Origin of the sequence: Xanthomonas sp. CFBP 8151, assembly GCF_011761885.1 — a bacterium.
In the GTDB taxonomy this organism is placed as follows: Bacteria; Pseudomonadota; Gammaproteobacteria; order Xanthomonadales; family Xanthomonadaceae; genus Xanthomonas; species Xanthomonas arboricola_B.
This window is the reverse complement of the sequence record NZ_JAASQZ010000002.1, coordinates 334896-351460: the sequence shown is the minus strand read 5'-3', so window position 1 is coordinate 351460 and position 16565 is coordinate 334896. Positions and strand designations below refer to the sequence as shown.

The following is a 16565-nucleotide window of genomic DNA, read 5'->3' as shown; positions in this document are numbered from 1 at the left end:
CGCATGACTTTTCAGCCCAGTCCGTCGGGACATCCGGGCCGTGACCAACGCTTGCTCGAACAGGCATACGCCGTGTTCGTGCCCGCGCTCGCGCAGGTTTTTGCAGCTGCAGTCGCACACTTCGACGATGTGCTGTTCGATCGCGCCGAATCCGCGGGCGCATCCCAATTGCTGTTTCTCGATGGTATGCGCGAGTTGCGCCGCAAGCGCGACGAAGTGTCCACACGGTTCCGCCAGCAGCTGGACGACGGCTGGCAGGCGCTGCTGCTGGGCGAGCCTTTGTCGGCCGAAGTGGTCCTGGCAGGCGACATTGGCACCGGCCCGCTGAGTCTGGTGCCCGAACACGTGCTCGAATCGCGGCTGGCGGTGCGCAATCTGGCCACCGTGCTGCTGCGTGACTTCAAGCAGGTGCTGGCGCGGGTGGACCGCCGCCTGGGCTGGATCGCCGGCGGCCTGGAGCTGGTGGCCGACACCAACCCGCTCGGTCCGGAACATCTGGGCGTGGCGATCCACGAAGCCTTCGCCACCTGCGACCTGGCGCCGGAAGTGCGCCTGGTGCTGATCAAGCTGTGCGAGCGCGACCTGGCCGAGCCGATCGGCAAGTTGTATGCGCGTCTGGACGAGACGCTGGCCAAGGCCGGCGTCATGCCCGAAATCTCCCAGCCCAAGCGCCCGCCGCCGCGCGTGCAGCCACGTGGCGACACCGCCGAAGAGCGCGCGCAGGCCGAGGCGCAGGGCGCGGTTGCCGAGATCGGCGGCGACGACCAGAACGACCAGTACGCACCGGCCTGGGCCAACCGCTTTCTGGACCGCTGGGCGCATAGCCGTGGCCGCATGCAGGCCGCAGCCCAACGTGACCATGCCGGCGGCGCTGCCGGCGGCATGGACGGGGATGAGGCCGGTCATCCCGGCGGCAGCCAGGGCATGTTGCTGGAAGCACTGCACGAACTGCTGCAGCAGACCCGCAGCGTGCGCGACAACACTGCCTCTGCCGCATCGGTGGCGGTGGGCCAGCAACGCCCGCTGAGCCAGCGCGAGATGATGTCGGTGCTGTCGCTGCTGCAGGCCACGCCGAGCGCGACGCTGCAGGCGGCCATCGGCGACGACACCGAGTCGCTTGCCCAGCGGCTGAAGAACGAGGTGCTGTCCAGCGCCACACGGCTGGGCGTGGACCCGGCGACCGCGCGTCTGGACCCGATGGACGAGGATGCGATCGATCTGGTCGGCATGCTGTTCGACGTGATGCTGGACGAGCGCGATCTGGAAAACCGGTCGCGCGAAATGATCGGCCGGCTGGTGGTGCCCTTCGTCAAGGTTGCGCTGCTGGATCGCAAGATGTTCGTGCAGAAGACCCATCCCGCGCGGCGCCTGCTCAATTCGCTGGCCGAGGCCTGCGAGGGCAACAACGGCGACACCGCTGCCGAGCGCGTGCTGATGGGCAAGGTCGAGGAAATCGTCGACCGCCTGGTGGCCGAATTCAACGAGAACCTGGCGATCTTCCTGACCCTGGAAGAGGAATTCCGCGATTTCCTGTCGCAGCACCGGCGTCGGGTGGAAATCGCCGAGCGGCGCGCCACCGAAACCCAACGCGGTCAGGAGAAGCTCGAACTGGCACGCAGCCGCGCGCTGTCGGAGCTGGAACAGCGCACGCAAGCGGGGGCGCCGCTGCCCAAGGCCGTGGAGGATTTCCTGCGTCAGCCGTGGCTGCACCATCTGACCATGGCGATCCTGCGCGACGGCGACGAAGGTCCCGGCACCGTCGAGGCATTGGCCCTGGCCGATGGCGTGCTCGAGGAACTGGCCGAGGCGCGCCGCCATATCGTCGGCAAGCCGTGGCTGCAGGTCTGGCAGCCGGCCTTGCACCGCGTGTTCGCCAGCGTCGGCCTGCATGGCGATGCAGTGGTGGTGGCGATCGGTGCGCTGCACGACACCCTGCAGGCGATCGCCGAGGCGCGTCCTGAGCTGGAAAAGGCCTTGCCGGAACTGCCCCAGGTCAACCTGCCGCCCCCGGCTGCCGAAAGCGTCAGTGTGGTGCTGGGTGCCGAGGCGGTGGCGCAGAGCATCGACAGCGCCGATGCCGAGCGTTTCCGCGCGATGGGTATCGGCACCTGGCTGGATTTTGTCGACAAGGACGGCAAGGTGCAGGCGGGTAAGCTGTCCTGGGTGAGCCCGATCTCGCAGCGGTTGCTATTCGTCAATCGCCGCGGCGTGCGCTTCTGCGTCGCCTCGCCGGAGGAACTGGCGGTGATGGTGCGTCTGGGCCGGCTGCGCGAGCACATCAACGACGGCGCCTTCGACAGCGCCATGCAGGGCGTCATCGACCGCCTGGACCCGCTGCACAACAGCACCGTGCACTAGCGGGTGACGCGCGATGCGCTCGACGCATCGCCTTACGGTCAGGCGCGCACCTGGCCGATAAGAACCCAGCGCTGCCGCGATGACCGAGCCAGCCCCTGCTCAGCCCTGGCCCGGGCTGGTCGAAGGCCGCCACCGCATCGCCCCAGGCATGTACCGCAGTATCGATGCCATCGATGCTTGGGCTGTCTCGGCCAGCAGTGTCGCCTTGCCATCGACCACCGCACCGAAGCGGTGGCGCTGATGCCGCCCCTAGCAGTTGCTCGCTCCCGATGCTGCCGGCCGGAGCGTGACTGCCGCACGCTCTGCTAGCATCGCCCCGACCAAAGGCGCGCGAGCGGAGCAATGCATGGCTGTGCAGGTGCTGGTGCTGAAAGAACACGCGGCAGGCGAGCGCCGTGTCGCCGCCACGCCGGAAACGGTCAAGAAACTGGTCTCGCTCGGCGCCAGCGTGTGGATCGAGCCTGGCGCCGGCTGCGCCAGCAGCATGGCCGACGCAGCGTATCTTCAGGCCGGGGCGCGGCTCGCCACGGCAGACACCCTGGGCCAGGCCGAGGTGCTGCTGAGCGTGCAGGCACCGCCCACCGAGGTGCTGCAGCAGTGTAAGCCCCGCGCGGTGCTGATCGGCATGCTGGCGCCGGACGCCGACCCGGCACGTGCGCAGGCGATTGCCACCGGGGAGCTGGTCGCGTTTCCGCTGGAGCGCCTGCCACGCACTACGCGTGCGCAATCGATGGACGTATTGAGTTCGCAGGCCGGCATGGCCGGCTACAAGGCCGTGCTGATCGCCGCGCAACTGACGCCGCGCTTTTTTCCGATGCTGACCACCGCCGCCGGCACCATGCGCCCGTGCAAGGTGCTGGTGATCGGTGCGGGCGTGGCCGGGCTGCAGGCGATCGCCACCGCCAAGCGGCTGGGCGCGCAGGTCGAAGGCTTCGACGTACGCCCGGAAACGCGCGAGCAGATCGCCTCGCTGGGTGCGCGTTTTCTGGATCTGGGCGTGAGCGCGGCCGGCGAGGGCGGTTATGCGCGCCAGCTCACCGACGACGAACGCGCCGAACAGCAACACCGGCTGGCCGAGCATCTCAAAAGCGTTGACGTGGTGGTCTGCACCGCCGCCGTGCCCGGCCGGCCGGCGCCCAAGATCCTGAGCACGGAGATGCTGCACGGCATGCGCGCCGGCAGCGTGATCGTCGATCTGGCCGCCGAAGCCGGCGGCAATTGCGCCGCCACCCGGCCAGGCGACACCTACGAGCGCGACGGCGTGGTGATTGCCGGCCCGCTCAATCTGGCCAGCCAGGGCGCGATACACGCCAGCGAAATGTTCGCGCGCAATGTCTACGCGTTCGCCGCGTTGTTGATCAAGGATGGCGCGCTGGCGTTCGACTGGGACGACGAACTGCTGGCGAAAACGCGCTGGTCGGCGCCAGCGACTGCGTAGCCCCGCCGAGCCCATGCGCCTTGCGCGTTTGCGTTTCCGGATAGGAGCGCATTGGCGCGCGATGGCGCTTTATCGGTAATGCTCCGTCGCGCGCCAGCGCGCTCCTACGGTGGCCGCGCGCGACCGGGGACCCGTGCGATGGCGTGCCGCACTCGCCGCGGTGGCGCTGCCGTCAATCGTCGGTTGACGGATGCTCGCGCAACCAGGTGTTGCGCTCGGCCGGGCTCATCTTCTGCCAGCGTTGCTGCAGCTCATTGCGTTGTTGCTGGTTGAGCGTGCGCATGCGTTCGAACAAGGCCTTCGCCTCGCGGCGTTGCGCCGGATTCATGTTGCGGAAGCGGTCCATGCCGGCCTTGGCCTGTTTGCGTTGCTCCGGGGTCATGTCCAGCCAGCGGCGCGCGTGGCGATACGTGCGCGGGCGTTCTTCCGGCACATCGTTCCAGCGCTGGTGCAGCGCATCGATCAGCACCTGCTGTTGCTGCTGGGTGAGCTTGTCCCACTCGGGCATCGGCGTGTCTGCCTCGCGCGGGCCGGGACGTCGCGGACCGGGGCCATCCGGCGGCGGTCCCGGCGGTTCCGGGGGATGGGCCTGGGCCAGCAAGGAGGCGCAGGGTGCAGCGCACAGCAGCAGAGTCAACAACAGGCGGGTGGTGCGGGTCATCGTGCTTATTCCATGGCCAGGGCGGTGTCGGACCCCAGCCAGACGTACAGGTCCGGATTCTGGGTCAGCATGTCGTCGGTATCGGTGGTGGTGCCGGCGACCGCTTGGGTCGGGGCGGGGCCGGGCGCGGTGCGCTCGCCCGGCCGCAGTTGCAGGCCGATGCCGATCGCCAGCAGCCCGGAACACGCGGTCGCCAGCAGCCAGTAGCCGCGTCGGGCGCGTGTGGGAGCGGTCGCGTGACGGGCCTGGCGCAGGCGCGCCAAGGTCTGCGGCGGCAGGCTGGTGAGTGCGGTGGCATGCAGCTGGCGCAATTGCGCATTCAGCTGGACCGGGTCGTGGGAGCGGTTCACAGCAAATCCTCGAACTGTTTCTGCAACGCGTCGCGCGCACGCGACAGGTGGGTTTTGACCGAGCCTTCCGAGCAGCCCATCGCCTTGGCGGTGGTGGCCACGTCCAGGTCTTCCAGCACCCGCAGCGTGAACGCTTCGCGCTGGCGCGCCGGCAATCCGCGCAGGGCCTGGACCAGCCGTTGGTAGGCCTGTTGATGCTGTTGTTCGTCCACCGGGCCTGTGCCGGGGTCGGCCCAGTCGATGGTGCCTTCATCGTCGGCGCGTTCGGCCGGCGCCCAGAACTTCAGGCGGAAGCTGCGCCGGCGCTGCAGGTCGATGATGCGGCTGCGCAGGATGCTCCAGAACAGCGGCGTCCATTCGGCGGCCGGGCGCTCGCGGTAGCCGAGCAGCTTCACCATGGCGTCCTGCACGGCGTCCAGCGCATCTTCGCGGTGACGCAGGCCGGCCTCGGCAAACCGGAACGCACGCGGGCCGATGCCGGCCAGGAAGGCGTCCAGCGAAACCGGCGCGGTGGCGGCGGGTGCGGCAGGTTGCGGATCGAAAGGGGTTCCCACCAGCACAGCGTAGCTTCCGCAGAGACGATACGACGTCAACGGCCGAGTGCCGATTCGGTTGACACGCGCCCGGGCACGCACGGCGTGGGTATGATCGGCGGGCCGCACCGGCCAGTGGAGCGAAAGACCATGAGCGACGGGTTCGTAGCGCTGTACATCTTCATGCTGGCGGCCATCGCCGGCCACGTGATCATTTCGCGGGTGCCGGCGATCCTGCATACCCCGCTGATGTCCGGTTCCAACTTCATCCACGGCATCGTGCTGATCGGCGCAATGGTGGTGCTGGGGCACGCCGATACCACGCTGGAAAAAGCGCTGGGATTCGTTGCGGTGATGCTGGGTGCGGGCAATGCGGCCGGGGGTTACGTGGTGACCGAGCGGATGCTGGACATGTTCAAGTCCAGCAAGAAGCCACCGGGCGGAGACGCGCCATGAACGTGTCCACCGCCGCATTGCTGGCGTGGCTGGTCAAGTCCAGCTATCTGGTCGCGGCGACCCTGTTCCTGCTCGGGTTGCAACGCATGGCGTCGCCGTTGACCGCGCGCAGCGGCATCCGTTGGGCCGGGCTGGGCATGCTGATCGCCACGGTGGCGACATTCTTCCTGCCCGAGCTGCATAACGTGCCGCTGATCCTGGCCGCGCTGGCGATCGGCACCGGGGTGGCGTGGTGGTCGGCCAGGAAGGTCGCCATCACCGACATGCCGCAGATGGTGGCCTTGTACAACGGCATGGGCGGCGGCTCGGCGGCGGCGATCGGGGCGGTGGAGTTGCTGCGCTTTGCCTTCTTCGCCAACCGCGACACCACCCACTGGAGCGCCCAGGCGATCGCCGAACTGGCGGCGCGGCAGCCGGACACCACCACGGTGGTGCTGGCGGTGGTCGGTTCGGCGATCGGCGCAGTGTCGTTGTCCGGGTCGATCGTGGCCTGGGCCAAGCTGGATGGCCGGCTCGACCGTCGGGTGACCTTTGCGGGCCAGCAAGCCTTCAATCTGCTGGTGGCACTGGCGGTGCTGGCGCTCGGTATCTGGGCGGCCAGCAGCCTTCAGCCGCTGGCGATCATCGCCTTCTTCGTGGTGGCGCTGGCGCTGGGCGTGTTGATGACGCTGCCGATCGGCGGCGCCGACATGCCGGTGGTGATCTCGCTGTACAACGCATTCACCGGCCTGGCGGTGGCTTTCGAAGGCTATGTACTGGGCAACGAGGCGCTGATCATCGCCGGCATGATGGTCGGCGCCGCCGGCATCCTGCTGACGCGCCTGATGGCCAAGGCGATGAACCGGCCGATCAGCGGGGTGCTGTTTTCCAACTTCGGCGGCGGCGGGCAGGCACAGCAGATCGCCGGGGCGCAGAAGCCGATCGAGGCCGGCGACGTGGCGGCGATGATGGCGTTCGCCGAGCGGGTGGTGATCGTGCCCGGCTACGGCATGGCGGTGGCACAGGCGCAGCACAAGATCTGGGAGCTGGCGCAGCGGCTGATCGCGCGCGGGGTCAAGGTGAAGTTCGCGATCCACCCGGTTGCCGGGCGCATGCCCGGGCACATGAACGTGCTGCTGGCCGAGGCCGGCGTGCCCTACGACCTGATCGCCGACATGGACGACATCAATCCCGAGTTCGCCAGCACCGACGTGTCGCTGGTGATCGGCGCCAACGACGTGGTCAACCCGGTGGCCAGGACCGACCCGGCCAGCCCGATCTACGGCATGCCGATCCTGGACGTGGTCAATTCGAAGAACACGGTAGTGATCAAGCGCGGCAAGGGCACCGGCTTTGCCGGCATCGAGAATGCGCTGTTCTACGCCGACAACACCCGCATGCTGTACGGCGATGGCGCAGAAGCGGCCGGCGCGCTGGTCAGCGAGCTGAAGGCGCTGGACGGGGGCGGGCATTGAGGCGTCGTGCGAGCGAGTTAGCAGATTAACTTGTGAAGCCACTTGATCGAGGGCGGTGTGCTCGCTGCCAGTTCCACAGCTGAGCCGCAGATCGGCTGCTTCACGAGTGTTCTATCCGCACTATCCGGCCAGTCTTAGCAGCCAGCCCGAGACAAGCCAACGAGCTTTCGAGTCGCAGCGGTGCTTAGTGACAGTCAAAACGCGGTGAGTCGAGTGCGCGGTGCCCTCACCGCTCGCGGGACACGCCGTGCATCCGTCCGTGGAAGCTCGGTGGCGGCATCCATGCCGCCAAGGGTCCCGCAACCGGTGAGGACACCGCACCAGGCAGCCAAGTCGCGGAGTTCCCCGGATATCGCTGCGTCAGGAAAATAAAGCGCTAGCGCTAGGTAGGGAGCCGCGTGACTTGAGCTGTGCAGACGAAGCATCAGCTTCAACACAATGCCTACTGATAGCCGTTGCGAACACGTCCGACTCAGCGTGCCGCCCACCACGCCAGGACCAGTGCGGCGGCATAGCACAGCAGGTCGAAGCCGTTGTTGGCCAGTTGCAGCAGGGTCCAGGCCAGCCCGGTGCCCATCTTCTGCGCCGAGGTCCACGGGTCCAGGCCCAGTGCGCCACCCAGCTGCGCCGAGGCGATGCCCCAGTTGGCGCCGACGATGATCAGCGCGGTCGCCACGACCGCGATACCGATGCGCAACGGGCCGGCGCCCAGCGTGCCCAGGCGCAGCATCCAGACGATTTCCAGGGCCACCAGCACCGCCATCCAGCCGGTCTGGTTGCCCAGGGCAAGCGCGATGAGCATCCAGGCGATCAGGGCGGTGACGCATCCCAGCAGCAGGAGCGGGGGCCAGAGCCAGTGCGCGGTTCTGGCGGACGCGGTGGTGGGCGGCATTGGAACTCCTGACAGTGCGCACATGATAAGGCGCGCCGTGTTTTGCGTGGTGATGGACGCGCCGATGGAATGCAGCGTCGTCGCTGGCTCCATCCGCAACGGCAGTGACATTGCCGTGGTCGGCTAGAATGGCGGACTTGCGCGCATCCGCCGCGGCCCCATATCCAGCCCATGTACTCCCGTAGCAGCGAACCCGTCCAGTTCGAACGCGATTGCGATGCCGTCATGGTGCCGCAGGGCGATTCGGTGACCCTGCCCGCAGGCAGTTATGGCTATATCACCCAGGCGCTGGGTGGCAGCTATACCGTCTTTGTCGAGGGCAACCTGTTCCGCATTGCCGGCAAGGATGGCGATGCGATCGGCAAGGAGGCACCGCCGGGGCTGGAACTGCCCGCCAATGCCAGCGACGAAGAGGTGGAGGCACTGGTGTGGCAGCAACTGCGCACCTGCTTCGACCCGGAGATCCCGTTCAACATCGTCGATCTGGGCCTGGTCTACGAGGCGGTGGTCAGCCATCGCGAGGAAGACGACCAGCGCCGGGTGGACGTCAAGATGACCCTCACCGCGCCCGGTTGCGGCATGGGCGAGATCCTGGTCGACGACGTGCGCAGCAAGGTGGAGATGATCCCGACCATTGCCGAAGCCGACGTCGAGCTGGTTTTCGACCCGCCGTGGGGCCGGCATATGATGTCCGAAGCGGCCCGTCTCGAGACCGGCATGCTCTGATCGTCAGGCGCCATGTCCAACAGGTGGCGCCGCGTCCTTCCGCCCGCCATACAGGAATCTTCCGGTGTCCGTGTCCTTCGCTTCCACCCGTTCCCCGTCGCCGCGCAGTGCCGACGAGCTGTCCGTGATCCTGGCCGCACCCGGCTTCGGGCTGCATTTCACCGACCATATGGTCGCCATTTCCTGGACCAACGAGCTCGGTTGGCACGACGCGCAGGTACGTGCGTACGGCCCGCTGCAGCTGGATCCGGCCGCCTCGGTGCTGCATTACGGCCAGGAAATCTTCGAGGGCATCAAGGCCTACCGGCATGCCGACGGCTCGATCTGGACCTTTCGCCCGCAAGCCAATGGCGAGCGGCTGCAGCGCTCGGCGCGCCGGCTGGCGTTGCCTGAACTGCCGGTGGACCTGTTCGTCGAATCGCTGCGCCAGCTGGTGGCAGTGGACGCGAGCTGGGTGCCGTCGGCGCCGGAAACCAGCCTGTATTTCCGCCCGTTCATGATCGCCGACGAGGCGTTCCTGGGCGTGCGTGCGGCGCACAAGGCCTCGTACTACGTCATCGCAAGTCCCGCCGGCCCGTATTTCGCCAAGGGCGTGGCGCCGGTGTCGATCTGGTTGTCCACCGAATACGCACGTGCGGCCAAGGGCGGCACCGGTGCGGCCAAGTGCGGCGGCAACTACGCCGCCTCGCTGCTGCCGCAGCAGAAGGCCTATGCGCAGGGCTGCTCGCAGGTGCTGTTCCTGGACCCGGTGGAAGGCAAGTACATCGAAGAACTGGGCGGCATGAACGTGTTCCTGGTCTACAAGGACGGCACGCTGGTGACGCCGGAACTGTCCGGCAGCATCCTGGAAGGCATCACCCGCGACAGCATCCTGCAACTGGCCCGCGACCGCGGCATGCGGGTAGTCGAGCGCAAGGTCGCCATCGACGAGTGGAAGCAGGGCGTGGCGTCGGGCGAGATCAGCGAGGTGTTCGCCTGCGGCACCGCTGCCGTGGTCACCCCGATCGGCGAGCTGAAGGGCGATGGCTTTGCGGTCGGCGATCTCTCCGCCCCGGCCGGCGAGGTGACCATGTCGCTGCGCCAGGAGCTGACCGACATCCAGTACGGGCGTGTCCCGGACCGCCGCGGTTGGCTGGTGCGTCTGTCCTGAGCCGACCCGTCGCGTCAAAACAGGCCTCTGCGCAATCGCGCAGAGGCTTTTTTTTGGCCGCAGCGCAGCAGGTGTGTGCCAATTCATGTCCGATAGTGTCGTCAACTGACTGAACGGTGCCGTACGGTGTCACAAAAATGATATTTCATTGAGCAAAAGTGCGAACTTGTTATTGTCCAGCCTGGTTGTAGTGCGGTAGGTTCGCTGAACGGATCGATAACAGGGGGTCGATCCGGGACGCTGGTGCTGACCTATGGAAGGCGGCACCGGTTACCACCGCTCCGGCGGTGCTCTTTGATCTAGAAGGGAATTCGATGTCGAACGAGCCTTTCCGCAAGTGCCCCGGTGCACTGACCATCCTGAGCGCAGCTGCGCTGACGTCGTTGTTGTTGGCAACCCCGGCCTTTGCCGGCGAGGTGTACCTGGATGGCCTGGCGACCGCTCAAACCCACCAGAAGTTCATCGTGACCTACAAGGACGGCAGCACCGCGCTGGCCAGTCCAACCGCGTTGAACACCTCGCTGCGCACCGCCGCGCGCGCTGTTCCGGCCAAGGCCGGCAAGGCGCTGGGCCTGAACTCGGTGCGCCGCCTGGCGCTGGGACCGGAGCTGGTCAAGACCGACCGTGCACTCGACCGTGCCGACGCCGAAACCCTGATGCGCCAGCTGGCCTCCGACCCCAACGTGCAGAGCGTGGAAGTCGACCAGATCCTGCACGCCACACTGACCCCGAACGACACCCGCCTGTCCGAGCAATGGGCCTTCGGCACCACCAACGCCGGCCTCAATATCCGCCCGGCCTGGGACAAGGCCACCGGCGCCAACGTGGTGGTGGCGGTGATCGACACCGGCATCACCACCCATGCCGATCTCAACGCCAACATCCTGCCGGGTTACGACTTCATCAGCGATGCCACCACGGCGCGCGATGGCAACGGGCGCGACAGCAATCCCGCCGACGAAGGCGACTGGTACGCCGCCAATGAATGCGGCACCGGCATTCCCGCCTCCGATTCCAGCTGGCACGGCACCCATGTGGCCGGCACGGTGGCCGCGGTGACCAACAACACCACCGGCGTGGCGGGAACTGCCTACAACGCCAAGGTCGTGCCGGTGCGCGTGCTCGGCAAGTGCGGCGGTTCGCTGTCGGATATTGCCGACGCTATCGTCTGGTCTTCCGGCGGCAGTGTCAGCGGCGTGCCGGCCAACGCCAATCCGGCCGAGGTGATCAACATGTCGCTCGGCGGCGGCGGTACCTGCTCGACCACCATGCAGAACGCGATCAGCGGTGCGGTCTCGCGCGGCACCACGGTGGTGGTGGCGGCCGGCAACGATTCTGCCAACGTGTCCGGTTCGCTGCCGGCCAACTGCGCCAACGTGATCGCAGTGGCAGCCACCACCTCGGCCGGCGCCAAGGCCAGCTATTCCAACTTCGGCACCGGAATCGATGTGTCGGCACCGGGTTCGGGGATCCTGTCCACCCTCAACAGTGGCACCACCACCCCGGGCAGTGCCAGCTACGCGTCCTACAACGGCACCTCGATGGCGGCGCCGCATGTGGCCGGCGTGGTCGCGCTGGTGCAGTCGGTCGCGCCGAGCGCACTCACGCCGGCAGCCGTGGAAACCCTGTTGAAGAACACCGCGCGTGCGCTGCCGGGCGCCTGCTCGGGCGGCTGCGGCGCCGGCATCGTCAATGCCGATGCGGCGGTGACAGCCGCCATCAGTGGCAGCAATGGCGGCGGCGGTGGCGGCACCGGCAACACCCTGACCAACGGCACGCCGGTCACCGGACTGGGCGCGGCCACGGGTGCGGAACTGAACTACACCATCGCAGTGCCGGCCGGTAGCGGCACGCTGACCGTGGCGATCAGCGGCGGCAGCGGCGATGCAGACCTGTATGTGCGTGCCGGCAGTGCGCCGACCGACACCACCTACACCTGCCGTCCGTACCGCAGCGGCAATGCCGAGACCTGCAGCATCAGCGCGCCGTCGGGCACCTACTACGTGCGGGTCAAGGCATACAGCACGTTCTCCGGCGTGACCTTGCGCGCCAGCTACTGAGGCACGTCGGCACTGCCTGGCCATGGCCGGGCGGTGCCGATCCGCTGCAGCAGATCCGCTTCACCCCATCAGCGACGTATCGCCCACGTCTGCCGCATCGGCGGGCGCCGGCGATGTGTTGCCGCTCGACCGGAACGGACATCGGTCAGTCGTCTCGCCGGGCGCCCGCGCCCGCGCACTGCCCGACCCGATCCGCGGCACGTGGAGCCGGTTCGGCCATCTCGCCGCAATTGCGGTACCTCTCAAATAAGGAACGATCGATGTCCAATGTGTCGCAACGACGTGCGCCCACGCGCGCGCTGGTGGTCCTGGGTGTGTCCGCGCTGACCTCGCTGCTGGCGGTGCCGGCGTTTGCCGGTCAGGTCAATCTTTCCGGGTTGGATTCGCAGCCCACCCTGGACCGCTTCATCGTCAAGTACCGGGACGGTTCCAGCGCCGCAGTGAGCCCGACCTCGATGCGCGCGTCGCTCAATTCGATCGCTACCGCCGTGCCGGCACGCGCCGGCCGTGCGCTGGGCCTGAATCACGTGCGTCGCACCGCGCTGGGTTCGGAAGTGCTCAAGACCGACCGTGGCCTGGACCGTGCCGAGGCCGAGACGCTGATGCGCCGGCTCGCCGCCGACCCGAGCGTGGAGTACGTGGAAGTCGATCAGATCATGTACCCGACGCTGACCCCCAACGACACCCGTCTGTCCGAGCAGTGGGGCTTCGGCACCACCGCCTCGAGCATCAACGTGCGTCCGGCCTGGGACACCGCCACCGGTACTGGCGTAGTGGTGGCGGTGATCGACACCGGCATTACCAGCCACCCGGATCTCAACGCCAATGTGCTGCCGGGTTACGACTTCATCAGCGACGCGGCGCGGGCGCGTGACAACAATGGTCGCGACAACAATCCGGCCGACCAGGGCGACTGGCGCGCTGCCGACCAATGCGGCTCCGGTGTGCCAGCGGCCAACTCCAGCTGGCACGGCACCCATGTGGCCGGCACCATCGCTGCGGTCACCAACAACAGCACCGGCGTGGCCGGCACCGCGTTCAATGCGCGCATCGTACCGGTGCGTGCGCTGGGTCTGTGCGGCGGCACCACCTCCGACATTGCCGACGCGATCGTCTGGGCATCGGGCGGCACCGTTTCCGGCGTGCCGGCCAATGCCAATCCGGCCGAAGTGATCAACATGTCGCTGGGCGGCAGCGGCACCTGCTCGAGCACCTACCAGAACGCCATCAACGGCGCGGTGTCGCGCGGTACCACGGTGGTGGTGGCGGCCGGCAACAGCAATGCCAACGTGGCCAACTTCACCCCGGCCAGCTGCGCCAACGTGATCTCGGTGGCGTCGATCACCTCGGCCGGCGCGCGTTCGAGCTTCTCCAATTTCGGCAGCACCATCGACATCTCCGGGCCGGGCTCTGCGATCCTGTCCACGCTCAACAGCGGTACCACCACCCCGGGCAGCGCCAGCTACGCCTCCTATAACGGTACGTCGATGGCAGCCCCGCACGTGGCCGGCGTGGTGGCGCTGGTGCAGTCGGCCGCCAGCCGTCCGCTGACCCCGGCGGCGGTGGAAACACTGTTGAAGAACACCGCGCGTCCGCTACCCGGCGCCTGCTCGGGCGGCTGCGGCGCCGGCATCGTCAACGCGGCCGGTGCGGTCAGTCAGACCCCGTAAGGACCGCACGGTGCCAGTGGCCGAGCCGTTGGCACCGCGTCGGCGTGCGTGATGCAGTGCGGCTGCAGCGCACGCTCGACACCCCCGTTGCCCCGCCCACGCGGGGCAACGGCGTTCTGGAGGCAGGCGGCCGCCGGCAACAGCGATGTCGACGTCGCCCAGAGCGTGCCGGCCAATTGCCCGAACGTGATCGCGGTGGCGGCGACCACCTCGGTCGGGGCCAGGGCCGGCTTTTCCAACTTCGGCCCGGGCGTGGATATCGCCGCGCCCGGGCAGGCCATTCTGTCCACGCTCAACAGCGGCAGCACGGCGGCGGGTAGCCCCGGTTATGCGGTCTACAGCGGCACCTCGATGGCGGCGCCGCACGTGGCCGGCGTGGTGGCGCTGATGCAGTCGGTGGCGCTCGATCCGCTCAGTGCGGCCGGCGTCGACGCGATGCTCAAGAGCACTGCGCGTGCATTGCCGGTAGCCTGTCCGCAGGGCTGCGGGGCAGGGCTGGTCAACGCCGATGGTGCAGTGGCTGCAGTGATTGCCTCGACCACCCTGACCAGCAATGCGGCGCGCAACGGCCTGGCCACAGCGACCGGTGGCTCGCTGTATTACCAGGTCACTGTGCCCTCGGGCACGCGCAGCCTGCGGGTGATCGCAGCCGCAAGCACTAGGTACTTTGCGGATTTCCGAGTGCCGGCTGGCGCCAGCGCACACGCACGCGGCGCGATGTACCGCCGCGTCTAGTCGCAGACACCGCAGGGCCGCGCCTGCAATGCGGCAACGATGCCATCGCCCGGCAACTCCAGCAGCAGGCCGCGTTGCCCGGCGTTGATCCACAGCGACGGGACATCCAGTGCGCTGGCTTCGATCAGGACCGGCGCCTGGCGTTGTTGCCCGAGCGGGCTGATGCCGCCGACCTTGTAGCCGGTGCGGCGCTCGGCATCGGCCACCTCCATCATGCGCGCCGACTTGCCGTTGCAGGCACTGGCCAGCTTCTTCAGCGACACCCGGCGATCGCACGGGATCACCACGCACACCGCCTGGTCGTCGACCCAGGCCATCAGTGTTTTCAGCACCGTGTGCGGCGCCAGTCCCAAGGCGTTTGCCGCCTGCACGCCCTTCGCGTCCGCATCGGCTTGGTAGGCGTAAGGGTGCAACACATAGGCCACGCCGGCGGCGTCCAATGCCCTGGTCGCACGGGTGGCCTTGCTCATGGCGTCAGAGCGATTCGAAGCGGTTGGCGGCGACGTTCTTGCGCACCTTGTTCGGATTCCAGATGCGCCCGTTCATGGCGATGTACACGCCGGCCGGCAGCGACTGCACCGCGCCGACCGCGCAGCCGATGTTGAACTCGGCATCGGAGCCGCGAAAGCGCGCCGGATTGAGCGCGCCGGTCATCACGATGGTCTTGTCGGCGATCGACTGCAGCACCTTGCCGGTTTCCACCATCGAGTCCGTGCCGTGGGTGATCAGCACATGGCGCGTCGGCTGGGCGGCGATGGTGGCGCGCACCAGTTCGCGGTCGGCAGCGGTGATGTGCAGCGAATCCTTGCGGATGATCGGAATCACCGAGAAGCGGAAGGTCACACCCAGCTCCTTGAGGATCTGGCCGATCTGCGGGTCGCCGATCTGGTAGTCCGATTTGTCGTCGAAGTAGATCTTGTCGATCGTGCCACCGGTGGTGACGATCAGGAGGTCTTCCATTGCTGCGGGTCCTTCAAACGGGCGCGGTGCAGGCCGCGCGAGGGCCGTCATGATACGACCCCGGCGCGGGTGCTGCCCAAGCGGGTCAACGTGGAGGGCGCGGGCGGCCCAAGCGTGCCGCCATGCCGGGGCCACCCACCAATGCCACAACCGCAAGCGCCAGCAGTACTTCCAGCCAGGCCAGCCCACGCGCCTGCGGCTGACTCCAGGCGGCCATCACGCCGTGACTGAACCAGCCCAGCGCGAACACGCCGGCCCAGAAACGCGCACGTGCGCTGCGCAACACCAGCGCGGCCATCAGCGCCGGCGGCAGCGCGAACACCAGTAGCGCCGCGGTGCGGTGGCGGTCGTCGTGAAACCAGCTCACGAACAGCACCGTCAGCGCGATCAGCGCGGCAGTCAGCAGCCAATGCGTGGCGCGCAGGCTCATGGGCTGGCCAGGCGCCGGGCGATATCGGCCACCCGGCGGCCCAGCGCACGCGCCAGCAGCGCTTCGTCCTCGCTCGGTTGCGGGTCGCCGCCGGCGCCGGAGACATGGCTGGCGCCGTAGGGCGTGCCGCCGCTGGTGGTATGGCTGAGCGCCGGCTCGGTGAACGGGATGCCGACGATCAGGCAGCCGTGGTGCAGCAGCGGCAGGTGCATCGACAGCAAGGTGGATTCCTGGCCGCCGTGCATCGAGGCGGTGGAAGTGAACACGCCTGCCGGCTTGCCGGCCAGGGTGCCGCTGGCCCACTCGGCGCCCAGGCCGTCGAGGAAATGCTTCATCGGCGCGGCCATGTTGCCGAAGCGGGTCGGGCTGCCCAGCAGCAAACCGCTGCATTCGGCCAGATCGGCCTTGTCCACATACGGCGCGCCCTCGTCAGGTACCGGCGGGGCGCTGGTCTGGGTGACCGCCGCCACCGGCGGTACCGTGCGCAGCCGCGCGCCCACGCCGGGCACTTCGCCGATGCCGCGCGCGATCTGCCGCGCCAGCCGCGCCACCGAACCGCCACGGCTGTAATACAGCACCAGAATCTCCGCCATCGCGCATCCACCGCCTGTGTGAGTTCGACGCAGTATCGGCCAAGCCACCGCCCGCCTGCACGCCGCAGTTGCGGCAAGGCCGCGACGACGGCGCATCGG

18 protein-coding genes are annotated in these 16565 nt (G+C 68.0%); 10 read left to right on the top strand and 8 right to left on the bottom strand.

Translation table 11 applies throughout. The features are described from left to right. Positions 1-3 precede the first annotated feature (3 nt). Positions 4-2358: a DUF1631 domain-containing protein gene (locus FHT08_RS09440; RefSeq protein ID WP_104538440.1), complete on the top strand. Its 2355-nt coding sequence runs from the start codon at positions 4-6 to the stop codon at positions 2356-2358. A 346-nt stretch (positions 2359-2704) separates the two neighbouring features. After that, entirely contained in the window at positions 2705-3796 is a 1092-nt protein-coding gene (locus FHT08_RS09435; RefSeq protein ID WP_166774944.1) for an NAD(P) transhydrogenase subunit alpha, read from the top strand. Positions 3797-3968: 172 nt separating this feature from the next. Here FHT08_RS09435 and FHT08_RS09430 read toward each other — a convergent pair whose 3' ends face one another. From FHT08_RS09430 to FHT08_RS09420, 3 genes are read right to left on the bottom strand one after another with little or no spacing between them, the layout of a single operon-like run. Next, positions 3969-4457, bottom strand: coding sequence for a DUF3106 domain-containing protein (locus FHT08_RS09430; protein WP_166774943.1), 489 nt, complete (start codon positions 4455-4457; stop codon positions 3969-3971). 5 nt (positions 4458-4462) lie between these two features. After that, positions 4463-4807, bottom strand: coding sequence for a hypothetical protein (locus FHT08_RS09425; protein WP_166774942.1), 345 nt, complete (start codon positions 4805-4807; stop codon positions 4463-4465). Continuing rightward, positions 4804-5367: an RNA polymerase sigma factor gene (locus tag FHT08_RS09420; protein WP_104604263.1), complete on the bottom strand. Its 564-nt coding sequence runs from the start codon at positions 5365-5367 to the stop codon at positions 4804-4806. Before FHT08_RS09420 ends, FHT08_RS09425 begins: the two co-directional genes overlap by 4 nt. Before the next feature lie 123 nt (positions 5368-5490). On the opposite strand from FHT08_RS09420, the gene FHT08_RS09415 reads away from it, so the two are divergent. Further along, a complete protein-coding gene (locus FHT08_RS09415; protein ID WP_104604584.1) occupies positions 5491-5796 on the top strand; it encodes an NAD(P) transhydrogenase subunit alpha in 306 nt (101 codons plus the stop codon). Continuing rightward, complete coding sequence (locus FHT08_RS09410) at positions 5793-7250, top strand: NAD(P)(+) transhydrogenase (Re/Si-specific) subunit beta (RefSeq protein WP_104604265.1); 1458 nt, start codon at positions 5793-5795, stop codon at positions 7248-7250. The genes FHT08_RS09415 and FHT08_RS09410 overlap by 4 nt, the downstream gene beginning before the upstream one ends. A 472-nt stretch (positions 7251-7722) precedes the next feature. Here FHT08_RS09410 and FHT08_RS09405 read toward each other — a convergent pair whose 3' ends face one another. Next, positions 7723-8142, bottom strand: a complete 420-nt coding sequence (locus tag FHT08_RS09405) for a hypothetical protein (protein ID WP_166774941.1) — start codon at positions 8140-8142, stop codon at positions 7723-7725. Here FHT08_RS09405 and FHT08_RS09400 point away from each other — a divergent pair. From FHT08_RS09400 to FHT08_RS09375, 6 genes are all read left to right on the top strand, one after another. Then, positions 8045-8269, top strand: a complete 225-nt coding sequence (locus FHT08_RS09400) for a hypothetical protein (protein ID WP_166774794.1) — start codon at positions 8045-8047, stop codon at positions 8267-8269. The genes FHT08_RS09405 and FHT08_RS09400 overlap by 98 nt on opposite strands. Positions 8270-8313: 44 nt before the next feature. After that, positions 8314-8868: a putative Fe-S cluster assembly protein SufT gene (sufT, locus tag FHT08_RS09395; RefSeq protein ID WP_017156958.1), complete on the top strand. Its 555-nt coding sequence runs from the start codon at positions 8314-8316 to the stop codon at positions 8866-8868. Positions 8869-8932: 64 nt separating this feature from the next. Continuing rightward, on the top strand, positions 8933-10018 hold the full coding sequence (locus tag FHT08_RS09390) for a branched-chain amino acid aminotransferase (protein ID WP_166774940.1): 1086 nt from the start codon (positions 8933-8935) through the stop codon (positions 10016-10018). A 314-nt stretch (positions 10019-10332) separates the two neighbouring features. Further along, positions 10333-12078: a S8 family peptidase gene (locus tag FHT08_RS09385; protein ID WP_166774939.1), complete on the top strand. Its 1746-nt coding sequence runs from the start codon at positions 10333-10335 to the stop codon at positions 12076-12078. 260 nt (positions 12079-12338) lie between these two features. Then, positions 12339-13748, top strand: a complete 1410-nt coding sequence (locus FHT08_RS09380) for a S8 family peptidase (protein WP_166774938.1) — start codon at positions 12339-12341, stop codon at positions 13746-13748. Between the two features lie 87 nt (positions 13749-13835). Then, a complete protein-coding gene (locus FHT08_RS09375; RefSeq protein WP_166774937.1) occupies positions 13836-14483 on the top strand; it encodes a S8 family serine peptidase in 648 nt (215 codons plus the stop codon). Here FHT08_RS09375 and ybaK read toward each other — a convergent pair. The 4 genes from ybaK to wrbA form a co-directional block, all read right to left on the bottom strand. After that, positions 14480-14953: a Cys-tRNA(Pro) deacylase gene (gene ybaK / locus FHT08_RS09370; RefSeq protein ID WP_104604275.1), complete on the bottom strand. Its 474-nt coding sequence runs from the start codon at positions 14951-14953 to the stop codon at positions 14480-14482. The two genes, FHT08_RS09375 and ybaK, sit on opposite strands and share 4 nt — an antisense overlap. 4 nt (positions 14954-14957) lie before the next feature. After that, on the bottom strand, positions 14958-15443 hold the full coding sequence (locus tag FHT08_RS09365; protein ID WP_166774936.1) for an asparaginase domain-containing protein: 486 nt from the start codon (positions 15441-15443) through the stop codon (positions 14958-14960). Between the two features lie 85 nt (positions 15444-15528). After that, complete coding sequence (locus tag FHT08_RS09360; RefSeq protein WP_104538429.1) at positions 15529-15873, bottom strand: DUF2069 domain-containing protein; 345 nt, start codon at positions 15871-15873, stop codon at positions 15529-15531. Further along, positions 15870-16562, bottom strand: a complete 693-nt coding sequence (wrbA, locus tag FHT08_RS09355) for an NAD(P)H:quinone oxidoreductase (protein WP_208408952.1) — start codon at positions 16560-16562, stop codon at positions 15870-15872. Before wrbA ends, FHT08_RS09360 begins: the two co-directional genes overlap by 4 nt. Positions 16563-16565 lie beyond the last annotated feature (3 nt).

Bases quoted from the DNA above. Each gene is read 5' to 3' on its own strand.
- FHT08_RS09440 (WP_104538440.1), top strand. From the start codon at position 4: ATGACTTTTCAGCCCAGTCCGTCGGGACATCCGGGCCGTGACCAACGC.
- FHT08_RS09435 (WP_166774944.1), top strand. From the start codon at position 2,705: ATGGCTGTGCAGGTGCTGGTGCTGAAAGAACACGCGGCAGGCGAGCGC.
- FHT08_RS09430 (WP_166774943.1), bottom strand. From the start codon at position 4,457: ATGACCCGCACCACCCGCCTGTTGTTGACTCTGCTGCTGTGCGCTGCA.
- FHT08_RS09415 (WP_104604584.1), top strand. From the start codon at position 5,491: ATGAGCGACGGGTTCGTAGCGCTGTACATCTTCATGCTGGCGGCCATC.
- FHT08_RS09410 (WP_104604265.1), top strand. From the start codon at position 5,793: ATGAACGTGTCCACCGCCGCATTGCTGGCGTGGCTGGTCAAGTCCAGC.
- FHT08_RS09400 (WP_166774794.1), top strand. From the start codon at position 8,045: ATGAGCATCCAGGCGATCAGGGCGGTGACGCATCCCAGCAGCAGGAGC.
- FHT08_RS09405 (WP_166774941.1), bottom strand. From the start codon at position 8,142: ATGCCGCCCACCACCGCGTCCGCCAGAACCGCGCACTGGCTCTGGCCC.
- sufT (WP_017156958.1), top strand. From the start codon at position 8,314: ATGTACTCCCGTAGCAGCGAACCCGTCCAGTTCGAACGCGATTGCGAT.
- FHT08_RS09385 (WP_166774939.1), top strand. From the start codon at position 10,333: ATGTCGAACGAGCCTTTCCGCAAGTGCCCCGGTGCACTGACCATCCTG.
- FHT08_RS09380 (WP_166774938.1), top strand. From the start codon at position 12,339: ATGTCCAATGTGTCGCAACGACGTGCGCCCACGCGCGCGCTGGTGGTC.
- ybaK (WP_104604275.1), bottom strand. From the start codon at position 14,953: ATGAGCAAGGCCACCCGTGCGACCAGGGCATTGGACGCCGCCGGCGTG.
- FHT08_RS09365 (WP_166774936.1), bottom strand. From the start codon at position 15,443: ATGGAAGACCTCCTGATCGTCACCACCGGTGGCACGATCGACAAGATC.
- FHT08_RS09360 (WP_104538429.1), bottom strand. From the start codon at position 15,873: ATGAGCCTGCGCGCCACGCATTGGCTGCTGACTGCCGCGCTGATCGCG.
- wrbA (WP_208408952.1), bottom strand. From the start codon at position 16,562: ATGCGCCGTCGTCGCGGCCTTGCCGCAACTGCGGCGTGCAGGCGGGCG.